This is a genomic window from Tsukamurella pseudospumae, assembly GCF_001575205.1.
Classification (GTDB): Bacteria; Actinomycetota; Actinomycetes; order Mycobacteriales; family Mycobacteriaceae; genus Tsukamurella; species Tsukamurella pseudospumae.
Genome location: NZ_LSRE01000014.1, coordinates 31,002 through 47,669, shown reverse-complemented (window position 1 = coordinate 47,669; position 16,668 = coordinate 31,002). Strand labels below are relative to the sequence as shown.

Genomic DNA, 16,668 nt, shown 5'->3' with positions numbered 1-16,668 from the left:
ATTGCGGGACCGAACCACTTCCTCTACAACTATAGAGACTCTACGTTCATAGAGGATCAGGAGGACGCCATGCACGACGACGTACGGACCGTCGATGACACTGCGCGCTGGGTCGCGCACCACCGGGCGCTCGAATCGGCCCGGCCCGACGCGCTGTTCCGCGACCCGTTCGCGGCCCGCCTCGCCGGGGCGTCCGGGGTCGCGATCGCCGCGTCCGCCTCGGCCTCCCCGGCGTCCGCCGGCGGCGACGCCTGGTACCTCACCGCGCGGACCGTGCTGATCGATCGCGCCGTGTCCGCCGCCGTCGCCGAGGGCTACGGCACCGTCGTCAACCTGGGCGCGGGCCTCGATGCCCGGCCGTACCGGCTCGACCTGCCCGCGGACGTGGAGTGGATCGAGGTCGACCTGCCCGCGATCCTCGACCACAAGGCTGCGATCCTCGCGGACGAGCCGCCGCGGTGCCGCCTGCGGCGAGTGCCACTCGACCTGACGGACGTCGATGCCCTCTCGGCGTTGCTCGCCTCTGTGAATCCACGGCGCAGCGAGCACACGAGGCCGGATCAGGCCTCGTACGGCCGCAGATCCGTGGATTCACAGCGCCGGACCGCCGTCCTCTCGGAGGGGCTGATCATGTACCTCTCCCCCGACGAGGCCGACGCCCTCGCGGACACGCTGCTCGCCGCGCGCATCGATCGGTGGTGCCTCGACCTCAGCGCCGCGGGCGTGGGAAAACTGATGGCACAGCGGAATCAGGGGATCCTCCGGCGCGCGCCGTGGCGGTTCCTGCCTGCCGACGGCGTGGCCCACTTCGAGCGGCGCGGCTGGGTCGCCGACACCGTCGAACCGCTGTTCCCGGCCGCGGTGGCGATGGGCCGATTCGACGGGGCCGAGGCGCACCGTCTGGCTGCTGCACCGCAGCCCGACCCGCGCAATCCGGGCGGCGCCCCGTGGAGCGGGGTCGTGACCTACAGGGCGCGGACGTGATCGAGTAGCCGCGCGGGCGGGCGGCCGTCCTCGACGACGGACCATCCCTCGGCATCCGGGTAGGCGCCGAACGCCACGACGACGGCACCGTCGCGCTCCGGGCCGGGAACCACGGCGCCCCTCGAGACCTGCTGCCCACCGGCCGATCCCGGCATCAGCGCCGCGGACGGGGCAGTGATCACCGTGCTCCCCGCCGCTCGCAGTTCTCCGGCGGCCGCCCGACACTGCGCGTAACTCTCGACGCCACCGACGAGGACCGACTCGGGGAGGTCGACCCGCACCGGCTCGCCGAGATCGATGTCGATGCACCACAGCGCACGACTGACACCGGCGAGATCCTCGACCTCGGTGATCTCCTCGTGGCGGAGGAATTCGGCCCAGGCGCCGTCGGGCGTGTCCGCGAGGTACTGCACAGGACCCTCACCGGTGCCGTGCCACCGGCCCGGCGGTTGTTCGCCGCTCTCCCCGAGGAACGGGTAGCGCCGATCGGCGTTGCGGAACAGCCTCATACGCCCATCCCGGCGATGAGGGCCTCGGCGAGGTCCCGCACGGCGCGGACGTCCGGGCCGTCCGCGTTCCACTCTCCGGCCAGGATGTCCGACGGTGCGCGACCGCCGAGCGCCGTGCGGGTGCGCCGGAACCATCGACGGATCCCGTAGTCGTTGTACGAGCCCGCGAGGTCGGCGACGATCTGCGTCAGCACGTGCAGGCGCTCCGCGACGACATCGGGCGTGGCCCGTGAACCGTTGCGGTAGCGCGCCATCGACGACGGCGACACCCCGACGAGCAGCGCGAGCTCGTCGCCGAGGATGGCCGCCATCGGTTCCCACTCCGCCTCGGGGATCGGGCTCTCCACGATCGCGTCCAGCATCCGCTGTGCGGACTGCACCGCGAGGCGGCCCACGCCGAGGCCCTGCAGGACGGTGACCGCACCATCGTACGACTCGACGTCACCGGTGGCGCGATGCAACAGCCCCGCGAAACTCACGACCCGCCGCGGCGCATCAGCGAAGGCGAGATCGATCGGTGGACGAATTTCGGAGGTATTCACATCTCCGAATCTACGCCGTTCACGGTCCGGCCGCTACTGCGAATCCCGCCAGCGCAGCAGGGCCTCGATCACGGTGTAGTCGAAGGCCGGCGCGGAGAGCTCGGCGGTAAACTCCGTCGCACCCTCGGCCACGAGCTGGTCGGCGAAGGCGATCGCCTCGTCGACGCCGACGCCGCGCGGGATGGCGACGTTGTGCGCGATGGACCGCGGGTCGCGGCCGATCTTCTCGCACGCCTGCGCGAGCACCGCCGACTTGTGCCGGTAGGTCTCGAGGTCAAGGAAGTAGTGCCACACCGAGGCGTACTGCGCGACCAGCGGCAGGGTCTTCTTCTCGCCGCCACCGCCGATGAGGATCGGGATGTCGCGCGTGGGAGCGGGATTGAGCTTGGCCCACCGCTCCGTGATGCGCGGCAGCGCGGTCCCGAGATCGTCGAGGCGGCTGCCCGCGGTGCCGAAGTCGTAGCCGTACTCGTCGTAGTCGCGCTGGAACCAGCCCGAGCCGATGCCGAGGATCAGCCGGCCCTTGGAGATGTGGTCGACGGTGCGCGCCATGTCGGCGAGCAGGTCCGGGTTGCGGTAGCTGTTGCAGGTCACCAGCGCGCCGATCTCGATACGCGAGGTCTGCTCCGCCCACGCGGCGAGCATGGTCCAGCACTCGAGATGGGTGCCGTCCGGATCGCCCGACAGCGGGAAGAAGTGGTCCCAGTTGTAGACGATGTCGACGCCGAGGTCCTCGAGCTTGGCGACGGCGTCGCGGAGCTGCTGGTAGTCGGTGAAGTGCTGGGGCTGAAGTTGAACTCCGATGCGCATGGCGTCGACGCTACTCAGCGCTCCGCGGACGCGCCCGCCGAACCGGGAAGCACCGTCGCCGCCAGCGCGAACGCCGCGAGCACGGCGACCCCGACGGCCGCCGCAATACCGGTCCAGCCGGCGGCGGCGAAGGCGATGCCCGCTGCGGCGCCCACCACGGACGAACCGGCGTAGTAGCAGAACAGGTAGCCCGACGAGGCCTCGGCGCGGTGCTCCGTCGCGAGGACGCCCACCCACCCGCTCGCGACGCTGTGCGCCGCGAAGAAGCCGGCGGTGAAGACGACCATCCCGGCGAGGACGGCGGGCGTCGCATCGGGGAGGGTGAGCAGCAGTCCGGAGCCCATGGTCGCGATCGCGGCGAGGAGGACGCGCCGTCGGCCGATCCTGTCCGCGAGCCGGCCCGCCGCGCCGGACGAGAAGGTCCCCGCGAGGTAGATCAGGAAGACCAGCCCGACGATCCCCGGCGCGAACCGGAAAGGTGCAGCCAGCAACCGGAATCCGAGGAAGTTGTAGACACTGACGAAGCCGCCCATGAGCAGGAAGGCGAGCACGAACAGTACGGCGAGTGCCGGACGACGCAGATGCGCCGCCATCGCGCGCACGGTGGTCGACACCGAGACCGGTTTCGGCACATGGAACTTCGATGCGGGCAGGGCCCGGATCATCACCACGGTGAGCGCCGCGGCGGCCACGGCGAACACCTCCATGGCACCGCGCCACGGCATCAGGTCCAGCCCGGCCGCGGTCACCACCCGGCCGAGCAGCCCGCCGATCGTGGTCCCCGCGACGTAGCGCCCCATCGCGCCGCCGAGGTCGCGCCCGTCGACCTCCTCGGCGAGGTAGGCCATCGCGACCGCGGGCACGCCCGCGAGCGCGATCCCCTGCAGCGCACGGAGGATCAGCAGCACGGGCAGCGTGGGGGCCAGCGGGATCACCAGGCCCAGTCCGACCGCGGCGACGGCGGACGCCGTCATCACGCGGGTCCGGCCGAAGCGTTCGGACAGCGCGCTGACGGGGATGATCGCCAGCGCGAGCAGGCCGGTGGTGACGGACACCGCGAGCGCGGAGACCGCCGGCGCGGCTCCGAAGACCCGAGTCAGCTCGGGGAGCACGGCCTGCGTCGAGTACATGGATCCGAAGGTGGTCAGTCCTGCCACGAACAGCGCGAGGGTGGTCCGACGGTACGCGGGCGTCCCGGCGCGCAGTGGCGCGGTCCTCGAGGGTTCGACGGTGGCGGTCACACTCACGACGATGCTCCGAAAACACCGATGTGTGAAATGCATGAATCAACAAAACTTGATAGAAACAGCGTATGACCGCAGTTGGTAGGCAGGGTCCAAGCACCTCGGACGACCTCGTCCGGTTCATCACACTGGCCGAGACCGAGCACATGACCGATGCCGCGGCGGCCTTGCGGATCACTCAGCCGACCCTGTCACGCACGCTCGCCCGGCTGGAGTCGGACCTCGGGGCACCACTCTTCGACCGGCGGCACGGACGGCTCCTGCTCAACGCCAGCGGCGAGATCTACCTCGACCACGCCCGCCGCGCGCACGCCGAACTGGAAGCCGCGCGGGCACAGATCGCGGACCTCCGCAGTCCGTCACAGGGCACGATCCGGCTGTCCTTCCTGCATTCCTTCGGCGTCGCGATGGTGCCGCGGCTCGTCTCCGGGTTCCGCGCGCGGGAGCCGCGCGTGGGGTTCGAGCTGTCCCAATTCGCCGCCGGCACCGTCACCGAGCGGGTCCTCGCCGACGAGGCGGACCTCGCCATCGTCTCGCCGCGCCCCGCCACGGGCGCGGTGGCATTCGGTCTGCTCGCGGTCCAGCGGCTCGCGCTCGCCGTACCCGCCGAGCATCCCCTCGCCGGACGCGCCTCCGTGCATCTGTCGGAAGCGGCCGACGCGGACTTCATCACGATGCATCCCGAGTTCGGCCTGCGTCGGATACTCGAGGAGCGGTGTGCGGCAGCGGGCTTCCGGCCGCGGATCGCGTTCGAGTCGTCGGAATCGTTCACCGTCGCGGGTCTCGTCGCAGCCGGGCTGGGGGTGGCGCTGCTCCCGGTCGACCAGGATCCGCTGTGGCCGCCGGGGCTCGTCCTGGTTCCCATGTCCGGCCCCGCACCGACCCGCGAGGTGGGGCTCATCTGGCGTCCCGATGTCGCGCTCCCCCGCGCCGTCCGAGCCTTCCGGGACTACGCCCTCGATCAGGCGGCGTGAACGGTCACCGTCGGACGGCGACGGCGAAGATCCGGCGGAACGGGAGCACCGTCCCGAAATCCCGTGGCGGGTAGGCGATGTTGAGTTCCGCCTTGTAGCGCGAGACGAAGGCGTCGCGCTCGGCACCGTCGAGTCCGGCCAGTACGGGCCGCGCTCCGGTGCCGGAGATCCACTCGAAGACGGCGTCGGGCCCCTGGAGTACGTGGAGGTAGGTGGTCTCCCAGACGTCCACGTCCCAGCCCGGGCGCTGCAGCGCAGCAAGGTATTCGGCAGGGTCACGGACATCGACCCGGCGGAAGTCGGTCACTCCGAACTCCGCGGCCACGGCCGCGAGGAGCACGTGCGAGGGTGCGTCCTGGTTGCCCGGGACCTGGAAGGCGAAGGCGCGCGCAGCACCGTCCGCGGCGATGGGCAGGAGATCGATGTGACGGTCGATCCACTGGTACATGGCGTTCGAGACGATCACGTCGGGCTGCTCGCCCGACGGACGCCAGGTCGCGGCGTCGCCGGACGCGAACATGGCGTTCGGGTCGGTGACATCGGCGCGGGCCCGCGCGATCATCTCCTCGCTCGAGTCGACACCGTGTATCGCGGCCTCCGGCCAGCGCGCGCGGAGGGGCGGGACGTCGTTGCCAGGGCCGCAGCCCAGATCGACGACGGTGCGCGCGTCCCCGGGGACCCGGGCGAGCAGGTCGAGGAAGGGGCGGGTGCGTTCGTCGCCGTAGCGGAGGTACTGGGATGGATCCCACCGATGCAAAGTCATACAATCATCCAATCAATTGATTGAGTGGAGAGGTGGACCGTGACCGCAACAACCGACGACCCGCACGTGCTGAGCATCGCCCACGTCGATCTGGTCCGCAACGGCCGAGCCCTCCTCGACGATGTGTCCCTCACGGTACGCCGGGGCGAGCACTGGGTCCTGCTCGGCGCGAACGGCGCCGGCAAGTCGACGCTGCTCGGGCTGTGCGGCGCGGTCACCCACCCCACGCGCGGCACCGTCGACGTGCTCGGCAAGCGGCTCGGGCGGGTCGACATGCGCGAGCTGCGAACGCACATCGGACACGTGAATCCCCGCCACCGACTGGATGTTCCGCTGTCGGTGCGAGATGTCGTGCTCACCGGCCTGACGAACACGCCGGAGTTCCCTCCCCGCTGGGTCCCGACCGACGCGCAGCGGGGACGCGCCGATGAGCTCGTCGACTCCCTCGGCATGACCCGGCACGCGGAGTCCGTGTGGCCGACGCTGTCCCAGGGCGAGCGCGGCCGGGCGCTGATCGCGCGCGCACTCATGGGCTCGCCGGCACTCCTGTTGCTCGACGAGCCGGCGACGGGCCTCGACCTCGCCGCGCGCGAGATCCTCCTGACCGCCGTCGACGGTGCGCGGCGCGCCCACCCCGAGCTCGCCTCGATACTGGTGACGCATCACCTCGAAGAGATCCCCGTGACCACCACCCACGCCGTGCTCATCCGGGACGGACGCATCACCGCCGCCGGCGTGGTCAACGAGGTGCTGACCACCGAGGCCATCAGCCACGCCTTCGACCACCCGATCAACATCTCCCGGCAATACGGGCGGTGGACGGCGCAGTCCCGCTGATCGCCCGAGAATGTGTGGTCGTTCGTACTCATGATCGTTGAGACGGATGACCGCACATTTCTGTCGGTGGGACGGTGTTGACTGAGCAGTCCCCGACGCAAGGAGCCCGACATGCCCTTCCTCGCACCTCCCGCCGATACCGAACGCGCGGGCCTGCGCGGCTTCCTCCGCCAGCAGCTCGATGCGCTCCGCCACACCACCTTCGGACTGACGGAGGCGCAGATCCGAGCGTCGCCCGCCCGGAGCACACTCACGCTGGGTGGGCTGATCAGCCATGTCGCCTTCGTGGTCGACGCGTGGGCGCTTCGCGCCGAGTGCGCGCCCGACCGTCCGGCGGTCGATCCCGAATTCGACGGCGACATGACCGACAAGGGCTTCGACCTCGACACCGAGGACACACTCGAGTCGCTGCTCGCCGCGCTCGACGAGGCCTCCGCACGCATTCTCGCGGTGGCGGAGGCGGCTGACCTCGACACCGTGGCACCCGTTCCCGACGCGCCGTACTTCCCCGACGACCTGCACGGTTGGACCGTCCGGTGGATCCTCCTGCACGTGATCGAGGAGGTCGCCCGACATACCGGCCACGCGGACATCCTCCGCGAGCAGGTCGACGGGGCCACGGCGTACGAACTCGTCGCCGCCGCGGAGGACATGGGCGACCTGGGCTTCGTCCGACCGTGGAGCCCGTCGTCAGCGCAGTAGGTCGCGCCCGATCACGCCCGGCGAGACGGCGCCGCACCACCCGGCACGAGCGATCTCCGGCGCCCGCGATGTATTCCTGTTGACTTAGAGCGCACTCGAAGGCTTAGCGTTGCTCACGTGGTCGCATACACGGAGGAACTCGCCGCCATCGTCGGTTCGCGCGGGCCGCTGCCCAACACCGCGGCGATCCTCGCCGGGCCGGCGCAGGAGGGGCCGCTCACCGTCGCCGAACTGGCGGAACTGGTGGGCGTCTCGGCACACACGCTGCGGTACTACGAGCGGATCGGGCTGGTCACCGTCGACAGGGACGGCGCCGGGCACCGCCGGTACGGCCCGGAGGCCATCGCGCGGGTGATCTTCCTGACGCGACTGCGCCTGTCCGGGATGCCGATCGCGGACATCACCGAATACGTGCACCTCGTCGACGGCGGCGACGCGACCGTGCCCGCCCGCCTGGCCCTGCTCACGGCGCACCGCGCTCGCACCGTCGCGCAGATCGAGGAGCTGCAGTACTCGCTCGCGGTCATCGACTACAAGATCGCCACGTACGGCGGCGGCCTCGGAACCTGCGTCGCCGAGGCCGCCGATGCCTTCGAACCCCAAGACTCCCAGGAGGATTGACATGCTCCCCACTCGCACCCTCGGCACCCTGCAGGTCTCGGCCCTCGGCCTCGGCTGCATGGGCATGAGTCACGCCTACGGCTCGGCCGACCCGGCCGAGTCCCTCGCCACCCTGCACGCGGCCGCCGACGCCGGGGTCACGCTCTTCGACACCGCCGACATGTACGGCAACGGCGCCAACGAGGAGTTCCTCGCCCCCTTCCTCGCGGAGCGCCGCGACGAGGTCGTGCTCGCCACCAAGTTCGGCTTCGTCAATGACGAGAACGCCAAGCCGATCGGCCTCGACGGCCGCCCGGAGCGCGTCGCGGGATGCGTGGACGATTCGCTGCGCCGCCTCGGCATCGACGTCATCGACCTCTACTACCTGCACCGCGTCGACCCGCAGGTACCGGTGGAGGAGACCGTGGGCGCGATGGCCGAGCAGGTCGCGGCCGGGAAGGTCCGCGCGCTGGGCCTGTCGGAGGCCTCCGCCGAGGACATCCGCAAGGCCGCCGCGGTGCACCCGATCGCCGCGCTCCAGTCCGAGTACTCGATCTTCACCCGGGACGTGGAGGACGGTCCGCTGCAAGCCGCCCGCGAGGTGGGCGCCGGACTGGTGCCCTTCAGCCCACTCGGCCGCGGACTCCTCACCGCCGACCGCGCCGAGGTCGCGAAGGCGCTGAGCGGGAACGACTTCCGACACTCCATCCCGCGCTGGCAGGGTGAGAACCTCGAGGCGAATCTCCGGCTCGTCGACCGGATCGACGCCATCGCCGCGGAGCTCGGGTCCGACGGTGCGCCGGTGACCGCCGCGCAGGTCGCGCTCGCCTGGGTGCTGGCGCAGGGCGAGGACATCGTCCCCATCCCCGGCACGACCCGCCGCAAGCACCTCGGGGACAACCTCGGCGCCGCCGCGGTGGCGCTGACCGACCCCCAGGTCGCGGAGCTCACCGCGCTCTCCGCGGTGGGCGAGCGCTACCCGCAGCGCACGCTCTTCCGACGCTGACTGGTTGACCCGGTTGACCGATCCTCCGAGCCGTCGTATGGCGACCGCAGCCGCCGGGCAAGGGGATCCCAAGGAGTCGCTCCGATCATGGACTCATGCATCCACATGCAATGCCGACGCAGCGCGCGACAGGACAGATCCAGCTCCACTGCCGGCGCGGGCGCCGCGGGTTCTGGGTCAAGCTGAGCCTCTTCGAGTGGATCACGAACCTGCTCTGGACCCGGGATCCACTCGACCTCGTCCCCGATCCGACATGGACGAGCGTGAGCTACGCCGTCGGCGGTGTCATCAGCAGGCACCCGATGCTCCCCACATGGGGGACGAACATCATCACCGTGGAGGCCGGCGATCACATGCTCAACGTCTGGTGCGAGACCGGCCTCAACCCGGAACCTCTGCATCTGCCCATCCGAGTGGTTCCCGGTCAGACGGTGAACGTCTACTACAACGCACCACAGGCGAAGAGCCGCCCCGCCACTCTCGGGTTCACGCCGTCCTGACGGGCTCGGGACTCGCCCACCGTGCAACCGCGGCCAGGACCGCCGCGGCCACGAGCACGCCACCCGCGGTGAGGAAGGCCGCGTCGTAGCCGTCGCCGAGCATCGGCGCGACCACCAGCGGCCCCACGATCTGGCCGATCCCGTACCCGGCGGTGAGGACGGCGGCGGAGCGTGGGATGCCGATCCGGGCTCCCGCCTCCATCGACAGCATCACGGCGCCGATGAACGTGCCGCCGAACAGCACCGCCGAGACCGCGGCCGCGGCGGGCCCGCGGACCAGGGCGGGCAGCACAGCGGAGACCACCTGCAGCAGGAGCGCGATCACCAGCAGCGTCTCCGCCGAACGGTAGCGCCGCAGCCGCGCCCAGATCAGCGGCGACACCGCGGCCGCGAGGCCGACGATCACCCACGCGGCCGGGCCCTCCCACCGCTCTCCACCGACCGCGACCGCGGCCACGAGGAAGGTGCCCAGCACGATGTACCCGAGGCCCTCGAGGAAGTAGCTGATCCCGAGCGCCCAGCCGGCGAGGCCGGGCCGGGGCGGGGAGGCACCGTCGGGCCGCCCGACGGTGCCCCGCCCTCCAGGCGGAAGCCGCCACGCGAACAGTCCGAACAGGGCCGTGGCCACTGCGGACACCCACCACAGCGCCTGCCAGCCGACCACCTCGCCCAGCCCGACGACGAGCAACCCGGATACCGCGATCCCCACGCCCACACCGCAGAACGCGGCGGCGGTCCCGGCGACGGCACCCGCGCAGTAGACGAAGACGACCGCGCTGGCGAGCCCGGCGATGAGCCGTACGGCGGACCAGAGCGGCACGTTCACGGCGAGCACCATCGCGACCTCGCTCGCGACGAGGGCGACCAGCGAGACGCGCAGCAGCATCGGACTCCGGGCCGACCGCGGCCAGATGGCCAGCGCCAGCGCCCCGAGGAAGTAGCCGAGGTAGTTGAACGTGGCGACCACCGCCGTGGAGCTGGGCGACATGCCGGTCTGCTCCTGCATGAGCGGGAGGATCGGCGTGTAGACGAATCGTCCCAGCCCCATCGCCGCCGCGAGTCCGGCGAGTGCCCCGAAACCGAGTTGCCGTGTATTCACTACGCCATTCTAACGAGCGGCGTTCTTCTGCTCGCCGGGGAGGAGCAGCGCGAGGACGAGGGCGGCAGCGACGAGGCCCGCGCTGACCAGCAGGGCACCGCGGTACCCCGGGAGGACGGAGGCACCGTCGTTCAGCGCGGCCGCGACCGTCACGAGGATCGCGAGGCCGAGCGCACCACCGACCTGCCGGAAGGTGTTGAGCGCGCCGGACACCATGCCCGCGGCCGACGGGGCGACGGCCGCGGTCGCGACGTTCGGCAGGGGAAGGAAGACCATGCCGATTCCCACCGAGGTCACCAGCGACGGGACGAGCACCGCGCGGACGAAACCGCCGTCGGCGGGGAGCGGTGCGAACAGCAGGAAGCCGACCGTCGCGAGCGCCGCGCCGATCAGCACGACGCGACGGGCGCCGATCTTCGGCATGAGCCGGGTCGCGACCTGCACTGCCACCACGATGCCGAAACAGAAGGGCAGGAACATCAGTCCGGTCCTGGTCGCCGAATAGCCCAGTCCCATCTGGAGATACAGCGAGACGAAGTAGAAGGCTCCGAACTGTCCGGCGACGACGAACGCGAGCACCAGACACGGGACCAGGACCTCGCGTCGCCCGAGGACGCGGAAGTCGACCAGCGGCACCGTCGTTCGACGCTCGACCGCGACGAAGGCGCTGAGGAGGACCAGCGCGACGGCGAACCAGCCCACCGTGCGAACGCTTGCCCATCCGTTGTCGGTAGCCGCGACGATCCCGTACGCCAGCACCGTCAGGCCCGCGGTCGCGAGCACTCCTCCGGCCCAGTCCGTTCGACGGTCGGCCCCCTCCACCGGCCCCGGCGCGGCGTAGGTGAACACGAAACCGACCGCGGCGACCCCTGCACCGCAGGCGATGACGGTGCGCCATCCGAAGGCGTCGGTGAGCACGCCGGAGAGGACCACACCGACCGCACCGCCGACGGCGGCACCGATCGCGATCGCGGCGAATCCCCTGGCGCGCTGCGCCGGTTCGCGGAAGGTCAGCGCCACCGACGTGATCGCGGCGGGCGCGATCGCGGCGGCGCCCACGCCCTGGAACACGCGCACCGCGATCACCTGCCACGGCTCGTGGCACAGATACGTGCCCAGGGAGGCGATGGTGAACAGCGCGAAGCCGAAGCGCAGCAGCGTTCGCGGGCCGAACCGGTCGGACAGCCGTCCGGCCAGGAGGAGCAGGCCGCCGAAGACGACGGCGTAGGCGTTGACGACCCACGAGAGCCCCTGGGGGCTGAAGTGCACGTCATCGCGGATGGCCCGCAACGCGACATTGGTGACAGAGGCATCGAAGGCGACGAGGAACTGCGACAACCCGGCGAGGAGCAGCGCCGCTCGCATCGGAATTTTTTGTGTATCTTGTAACATAAATAGGAAGGGTAGCCTTAGTCATCGGTGCTCACAAGACCCCCCGCCAGAATGGAGGGCATGCGTCAGACCACCCCGCGCCGCGGCCGACCCCCCAGCATCACGCGCGACCAGATCGTCGAGCGGGCACTCGTGCTGCTCGACGACGTCGGCGCGGACGGGCTGACCATGAAGTCCCTCGCGGCCGACCTGGGTGTGACCACCATGGCGCTCTACCGGCACGTGGACGACAAGGAGAACCTCCTCGTCCTCTCGCTCGACGCGGTCGCCGAGCCCCTCGGAGCGATCGACTTCCCCGACGACCCGCGCGATCGCATCACGACGGCCATGACCGAGCTCTACCGCACGCTCACCGCGCATCCATGGGTCCCCGAGGCACTGATCCGGCCGCAGCGCGCCGGCCGCGGCGCGCTCCTGCTCGTCGACGCGGTGCTCGGCGCCGCCCACGACCTGACGGGCGACCACCGGACCGCCCTCGCGGCGTACCGGGCGCTGTGGAGCCTGACGCTCGGCAGCGTGCTCTCGCACCTGCGCCAACGCGCCGAGGGAACACCGCTGACCACCGAGCGCATGGACGACCTCGTGGCCACCCTGCCCCCCGGAGCCGTGCCGAACCTGCGCGCGTGCGCCGAACTGGACGGGACACCGTCGACCGTCGACGATTTCGCCGCCGGCCTGGCGGCGATGATGACGGGCCTCTTCGGGCCCGCGGAATCGTAGGTCAGAAGGGCTGGTCGGCCGGCTTGTTGGCGAGGACGTGCACGTAGTAGTCCTTGAGTCGCAGCTTCGACGCGGCGGCCTCGTCGATGACGACGGTGACGTGCGGGTGGAACTGCAGGACCGAGGCCGGATTGATCGCGGCGACGGGCCCCTCGACGGTGGCGGCGATCGCCTCGGCCTTGCCCTCGCCCGTGGCGAGGAGCAGCAGGTGCTCGGCCTCCGAGATGGTGCCCAAGCCCTGCGTGAGCACGTGGATCGGCACCTCGTCGATCGAGGAGAAGAACCGGGCGTTGTCCTCGCGGGTCTGCGTGGTCAGCGTCTTGATGCGGGTGCGGGACGCGAGTGAGGAGACGGGCTCGTTGAAGCCGATGTGCCCGTCGGTGCCGATGCCCAGCAGCTGCACGTCGACGCCGCCGGCGGCCTTGATCGCATCCTCGTAGCGCTTCGCCTCGGCCGCGATGTCCGCAGCGGTGCCGTCCGGCCCCTCGACCTTGGCGTCCGGGATGTCGACGTGCGAGGTGAACTCCTTGCGGATCACCTCGCGGTAGCTCTCCGGGTGCCCCTTCGGCAGGCCGACGTACTCGTCGAGGTTGAAGGACACGCAGCCGGAGAAGCTGAGCCCCCCGGCCTGGTGGCGACGGATGAGCTCCTGGTACGTGGCGAGCGGCGTGGAACCGGTGGCCAGCCCCAGCACGGCCGGACCACGCTGCACGTGATCGGCCACGATGTCGGCGGCGGTGACGGCAACGTCGGCGGGGGTCGGGCGGATCACGATTTCCATGCGCCCATCCTAGAGCCCGATCACGCTCCGTACCCGCAGTTCAGCCAAACTGGTCATAACCAAAATCACGGAACCCGACGGCGCCCCGCGAGGCCGGTGACGAGCAGCACCACAGCGGGCACGCCGGCCAGCAGCGCGAAGCCGAAGGCGCCGAAGATCCCGCCGAGCAGACGCGGCATGTCCGGCCGCTCGCCGAGCACCACCTCGGTGTAGCCGGGTGCGGGCGCGCACGTCGCGGTGATGCGACCGCCGCCGGTGTCGAAGGTGCGCAGCACCATCCGGTTCTCGACGGTCACGGCGCCGGACACCTCCCGCAGGGGGACCGGAGCACCGTCGGGCCCGGTCAACAGGCACGACGGCGCACCCTCCTTCACCCGCGTCACGGCGAGGACCGCGTACTCGGCGCCGGACGGGAGCTCGACGGTGTGCGGCGCACCGTCGAGCGGGACCACGTGCGCGTCGAGGCGGAACTGCGGCAGCGTGAGCGTGAGGATCAGGACGATCGGCACCACGATCGCCGCGAGGAGCAGACCGAGGCCGAGCCGGATCCGCGTGGCCGGCCTCACCGGCGCGAGCGGCGCACGACGGTGACGATGATCAGCACGATCCCCGCGACGCCGAGCACACCCGCCGCCCCGATCGCGCCGAAGATGCCGCCGACGGCCTTCCCGATCTCGGGGTACTTCCCGACCCGCAGGGTGGTGTCGGACGACCGCGCTGTGCACGTCACGTCGACCTTGCCCGATCCCGTGTCGAAAGTCCCGAACACCCGCCAGCCGTTCAGCGACACCTCCCCCGACGGTTGCCGGACCGTGATCGGTCGACCGCCCGTCGCGGCGACGACGCACGAGGGCACGTCGTGCAGGAATCCGTCGCCGGAGCTCGGCACGAACAGGGCGTACTTCTCGCCGGCAGGGAGGCTCAGCGAGTGCCGCGCACCGTCCGCGGAGAACTCGTCGTGATCACCACCGAACGCGGGGACGATCAAGGTCACGACGAGGACGATCGGCACCACCACGGCCGCGATGAGCAGGCCGATCCCCACCCAGACGCCCGTCCGGCCCGGCCGCGGCTTCGACGGCACGGCTGCCTGCGGCACGACATAGGGCTGGTACGGCTGGGGCGATTCGCCCGGATCCGGATAGTTCACGATTCCACGTTAGTGCAGATCACACCCACCCGGGTGGACGTGACGCTCGCCGCATCCGGTTGCTCGAGTTGTATTCTGCAACTACCGTCGTGCGGCATGACAGACATGCTCCGCAGGACCCGTACCGGGGCCCCGTCGGACGGCATCCTCATCGCCGTCCTGTGCCTCGGCGGCCTCCTCGCCTCCCTCATGCAGTCGCTGGTGGTGCCGCTCGTCGGCCGGCTGCCGCACCTGCTGAACACGACCTCGGACAACGCGTCGTGGGTGATCACGTCCACGCTGCTCGCCTCCTCGGTGGCGATGCCGATCGCCGGTCGTCTCGGCGACATGTACGGCAAGCGCCTGATCCTGCTCACCAGCCTGTTCAGCCTGATCGCCGGCTCGCTGATCTGCGCGCTCTCGCACACCCTGCTGCTCACCGTCGTGGGTCGCTCGTTCCAGGGCTTCGCCATGGGCCTGGTCCCCGTGGGCATCTCCCTCATGCGCGACGAGCTGCACGCCCGCAAGATCCCCGGCGCGGTCGCCCTCATGTCGGCGATGCTCGGCGTGGGCGGCGCGATCGGAATCCCGTTCGGCGCCTACATCTCCGAGCACTTCGACTACCACACGCTGTTCTGGTTCTCGCTCGCGCTCGGCGTGATCACCCTGGGCCTCGTCTACGTCGTGGTCCCGGAATCGCCGAACCTGCACCCCGGGAAGTTCGACGTCGTGGGCTCGCTCGGCCTCAGCGCGGGCCTGGTCTCGGTGCTGCTGTCGATCACCAAGGGGCAGAGCTGGGGCTGGACCTCGGCGGCGACGATCGGCTGCGCGGTCTTCGGCGTCCTCGTGCTGCTGGCGTGGGGATGGTGGGAGCTGCGCACCCGCGAATCCCTGGTGGACCTGCGGATCTCGGCGCGGCGCCCGATCCTGCTGACCAACCTCGCCTCGATCATGGTGGGTTTCGCGATGTTCTCCCTCATGCTCACCATGCCGCAGCTGCTCCAGATCCCCGGCGCCGCCGGTTACGGTCTGGGCCTGACGATGCTCAACGCGGGTCTGTGGATGGTGCCCGGCGGCCTGGTGATGATGGCACTCTCCCCCGTGTCCGCACTGCTCACGCAGCGGATCGGCGCGCGACTGACGCTCGCGCTCGGCGCCGCGATGTCGGCGGCCGGGTACTTCGCACTCCTCGGGCTGACCGACGCGACGTGGAAACTCTCACTCGGCTCGATGATCGTGTTCGGCGGTGTGGGCGTGGCCTATTCGGCGATGCCTGCGCTGATCATGGGCAACGTCCCCGAGACCGAGTCCGCCGCCGCGAACGGCCTGAACTCGCTGATGCGCTCGATGGGCACCGCTGTGGCGTCCGCCGTGATGGCGACCGTGCTCACGCGCGAGGTGATCGTGCTGGGCGCGGGCACCCCGCACGCCGTCGAGTTGCCCGCCGAGTCGGCGTTCACCAGCACGTTCGTCATCGCCGGCGTCGTGGCCGCCGTCGCCGCGGTGGTCGCAATGGCGATCCCGCGGACCGCTACGCCCGCTTCTTCCGAGGCTTCCGCTCCGGCAACGGATTCGGCTCGAACTCAGGAAAACCTGGAAGCATGTGCTCGAAGGGCTTGAGGTTCCACAGCGGTTCGCCGCGCGACATCCGCCAGTCGAACTCGCGGCGGATCGCTGTGGAGAAGCCCAGCTCGAGCAGGGTGTTGAAGTCGCCGTCGGCGGCCTCGAGGACCTGACCGAGGACACGGTCGAGCTCGTCCTCGGTGACCTCGGCGAACCGGCCGGTCAGGTAGATGTCGCCCGCGTTGTCGAGCGTGTACGAGACGCCGTACAGCCGCCGGTTCCGTTGCAGCAGATAGCGGTACACGCCCTCGAAGTTCTCATCGACGTGCCGGCACACGAAGGCCTCCACCCGCGCGCCGTGCTTCCCGAGCGTGAGCAGCGTCGTGGTCTTGAGCTTCTTGACACCGGGCAGCTCGATCACGAAATGCGCCAGATCGCTGCCGGACGCCTCGCGGCGGGCGAAGTCGAGTTCGCGGTCGTCGAGCGCCGTCTCGACCTGCTCCGGCGTCATCG

The 16,668-nt window shown here is 70.5% G+C and carries 20 protein-coding genes; 9 read left to right on the top strand and 11 right to left on the bottom strand.

The genetic code is table 11. From position 1 onward, the window contains the following. The first annotated feature begins 69 nt into the window (after positions 1 to 69). A complete protein-coding gene (locus AXK61_RS12385) occupies positions 70 to 984 on the top strand; it encodes a class I SAM-dependent methyltransferase (protein WP_068745553.1) in 915 nt (304 codons plus the stop codon). Here the strand turns inward: AXK61_RS12385 and AXK61_RS12380 are convergent. Genes AXK61_RS12380 through AXK61_RS12365 form a run of 4 tightly spaced genes read right to left on the bottom strand, consistent with a single transcriptional unit; the run spans position 966 to position 4,128 of the window. Next, positions 966 to 1,493 carry an RES family NAD+ phosphorylase gene (locus tag AXK61_RS12380; RefSeq protein WP_068574203.1) on the bottom strand — a complete coding sequence of 176 codons (528 nt, stop codon included), beginning with the start codon at positions 1,491 to 1,493 and terminating at the stop codon, positions 966 to 968. The genes AXK61_RS12385 and AXK61_RS12380 overlap by 19 nt on opposite strands. Next, positions 1,490 to 2,035, bottom strand: a complete 546-nt coding sequence (locus AXK61_RS25395; RefSeq protein WP_175400082.1) for a hypothetical protein — start codon at positions 2,033 to 2,035, stop codon at positions 1,490 to 1,492. Before AXK61_RS25395 ends, AXK61_RS12380 begins: the two co-directional genes overlap by 4 nt. Before the next feature lie 33 nt (positions 2,036 to 2,068). Continuing rightward, positions 2,069 to 2,845 (bottom strand): LLM class F420-dependent oxidoreductase, encoded by a 777-nt coding sequence (locus AXK61_RS12370; RefSeq protein WP_068574199.1) that lies wholly within the window; start codon positions 2,843 to 2,845, stop codon positions 2,069 to 2,071. A gap of 14 nt (positions 2,846 to 2,859) precedes the next feature. Then, positions 2,860 to 4,128 carry an MFS transporter gene (locus AXK61_RS12365; RefSeq protein WP_082778168.1) on the bottom strand — a complete coding sequence of 423 codons (1,269 nt, stop codon included), beginning with the start codon at positions 4,126 to 4,128 and terminating at the stop codon, positions 2,860 to 2,862. A 29-nt stretch (positions 4,129 to 4,157) separates the two neighbouring features. Between AXK61_RS12365 and AXK61_RS12360 the strand changes: the two genes are divergently transcribed. Continuing rightward, the gene (locus tag AXK61_RS12360) at positions 4,158 to 5,063 is read left to right on the top strand and encodes a LysR family transcriptional regulator (RefSeq protein WP_068745551.1); all 906 of its coding nucleotides are present in this window, start codon (positions 4,158 to 4,160) and stop codon (positions 5,061 to 5,063) included. Positions 5,064 to 5,067: 4 nt separating this feature from the next. Here AXK61_RS12360 and AXK61_RS12355 read toward each other — a convergent pair whose 3' ends face one another. Next, complete coding sequence (locus tag AXK61_RS12355; protein WP_068574193.1) at positions 5,068 to 5,826, bottom strand: methyltransferase domain-containing protein; 759 nt, start codon at positions 5,824 to 5,826, stop codon at positions 5,068 to 5,070. Between the two features lie 39 nt (positions 5,827 to 5,865). Here AXK61_RS12355 and AXK61_RS12350 point away from each other — a divergent pair, with 39 nt between their 5' ends. The 5 genes from AXK61_RS12350 to AXK61_RS12330 all read left to right on the top strand — a co-directional run bounded on the left by AXK61_RS12350 (position 5,866) and on the right by AXK61_RS12330 (position 9,471). Continuing rightward, the gene (locus AXK61_RS12350) at positions 5,866 to 6,663 is read left to right on the top strand and encodes an ABC transporter ATP-binding protein (protein ID WP_068575277.1); all 798 of its coding nucleotides are present in this window, start codon (positions 5,866 to 5,868) and stop codon (positions 6,661 to 6,663) included. A 111-nt stretch (positions 6,664 to 6,774) separates the two neighbouring features. Beyond that, positions 6,775 to 7,365, top strand: coding sequence for a DinB family protein (locus AXK61_RS12345; protein ID WP_068574191.1), 591 nt, complete (start codon positions 6,775 to 6,777; stop codon positions 7,363 to 7,365). Positions 7,366 to 7,482: 117 nt separating this feature from the next. Continuing rightward, the gene (locus tag AXK61_RS12340; protein ID WP_068574189.1) at positions 7,483 to 7,986 is read left to right on the top strand and encodes a MerR family transcriptional regulator; all 504 of its coding nucleotides are present in this window, start codon (positions 7,483 to 7,485) and stop codon (positions 7,984 to 7,986) included. A gap of 1 nt (position 7,987) precedes the next feature. Beyond that, positions 7,988 to 8,971: an aldo/keto reductase gene (locus AXK61_RS12335; RefSeq protein ID WP_082789326.1), complete on the top strand. Its 984-nt coding sequence runs from the start codon at positions 7,988 to 7,990 to the stop codon at positions 8,969 to 8,971. 95 nt (positions 8,972 to 9,066) lie between these two features. After that, positions 9,067 to 9,471: a hypothetical protein gene (locus AXK61_RS12330; protein WP_139058067.1), complete on the top strand. Its 405-nt coding sequence runs from the start codon at positions 9,067 to 9,069 to the stop codon at positions 9,469 to 9,471. On the opposite strand, the gene AXK61_RS12325 is transcribed toward AXK61_RS12330, so the two are convergent. Both AXK61_RS12325 and AXK61_RS12320 read right to left on the bottom strand, forming a co-directional pair. Continuing rightward, positions 9,458 to 10,570, bottom strand: a complete 1,113-nt coding sequence (locus AXK61_RS12325; protein ID WP_068574184.1) for a YbfB/YjiJ family MFS transporter — start codon at positions 10,568 to 10,570, stop codon at positions 9,458 to 9,460. The two genes, AXK61_RS12330 and AXK61_RS12325, sit on opposite strands and share 14 nt — an antisense overlap. A 9-nt stretch (positions 10,571 to 10,579) precedes the next feature. Further along, positions 10,580 to 11,935, bottom strand: a complete 1,356-nt coding sequence (locus AXK61_RS12320; protein WP_231855526.1) for an MFS transporter — start codon at positions 11,933 to 11,935, stop codon at positions 10,580 to 10,582. Between the two features lie 87 nt (positions 11,936 to 12,022). Here AXK61_RS12320 and AXK61_RS12315 point away from each other — a divergent pair, with 87 nt between their 5' ends. Further along, positions 12,023 to 12,682, top strand: coding sequence for a TetR/AcrR family transcriptional regulator (locus AXK61_RS12315; protein ID WP_231855525.1), 660 nt, complete (start codon positions 12,023 to 12,025; stop codon positions 12,680 to 12,682). Between the two features lies 1 nt (position 12,683). On the opposite strand, the gene nagB is transcribed toward AXK61_RS12315, so the two are convergent. The 3 genes from nagB to AXK61_RS12300 all read right to left on the bottom strand — a co-directional run bounded on the left by nagB (position 12,684) and on the right by AXK61_RS12300 (position 14,613). Continuing rightward, complete coding sequence (nagB, locus tag AXK61_RS12310) at positions 12,684 to 13,463, bottom strand: glucosamine-6-phosphate deaminase (RefSeq protein ID WP_068574181.1); 780 nt, start codon at positions 13,461 to 13,463, stop codon at positions 12,684 to 12,686. A 65-nt stretch (positions 13,464 to 13,528) separates the two neighbouring features. After that, positions 13,529 to 14,029, bottom strand: a complete 501-nt coding sequence (locus tag AXK61_RS12305) for a hypothetical protein (protein ID WP_068574179.1) — start codon at positions 14,027 to 14,029, stop codon at positions 13,529 to 13,531. Further along, complete coding sequence (locus AXK61_RS12300; RefSeq protein ID WP_068745544.1) at positions 14,026 to 14,613, bottom strand: hypothetical protein; 588 nt, start codon at positions 14,611 to 14,613, stop codon at positions 14,026 to 14,028. The genes AXK61_RS12305 and AXK61_RS12300 overlap by 4 nt, the downstream gene beginning before the upstream one ends. Before the next feature lie 96 nt (positions 14,614 to 14,709). On the opposite strand from AXK61_RS12300, the gene AXK61_RS12295 reads away from it, so the two are divergent. Then, positions 14,710 to 16,212 carry an MFS transporter gene (locus AXK61_RS12295; RefSeq protein WP_068574175.1) on the top strand — a complete coding sequence of 501 codons (1,503 nt, stop codon included), beginning with the start codon at positions 14,710 to 14,712 and terminating at the stop codon, positions 16,210 to 16,212. Here the strand turns inward: AXK61_RS12295 and AXK61_RS12290 are convergent. Beyond that, complete coding sequence (locus AXK61_RS12290; protein ID WP_068745542.1) at positions 16,124 to 16,666, bottom strand: type III secretion system chaperone family protein; 543 nt, start codon at positions 16,664 to 16,666, stop codon at positions 16,124 to 16,126. The genes AXK61_RS12295 and AXK61_RS12290 overlap by 89 nt on opposite strands. Between the last annotated feature and the right edge of the window lie 2 nt (positions 16,667 to 16,668).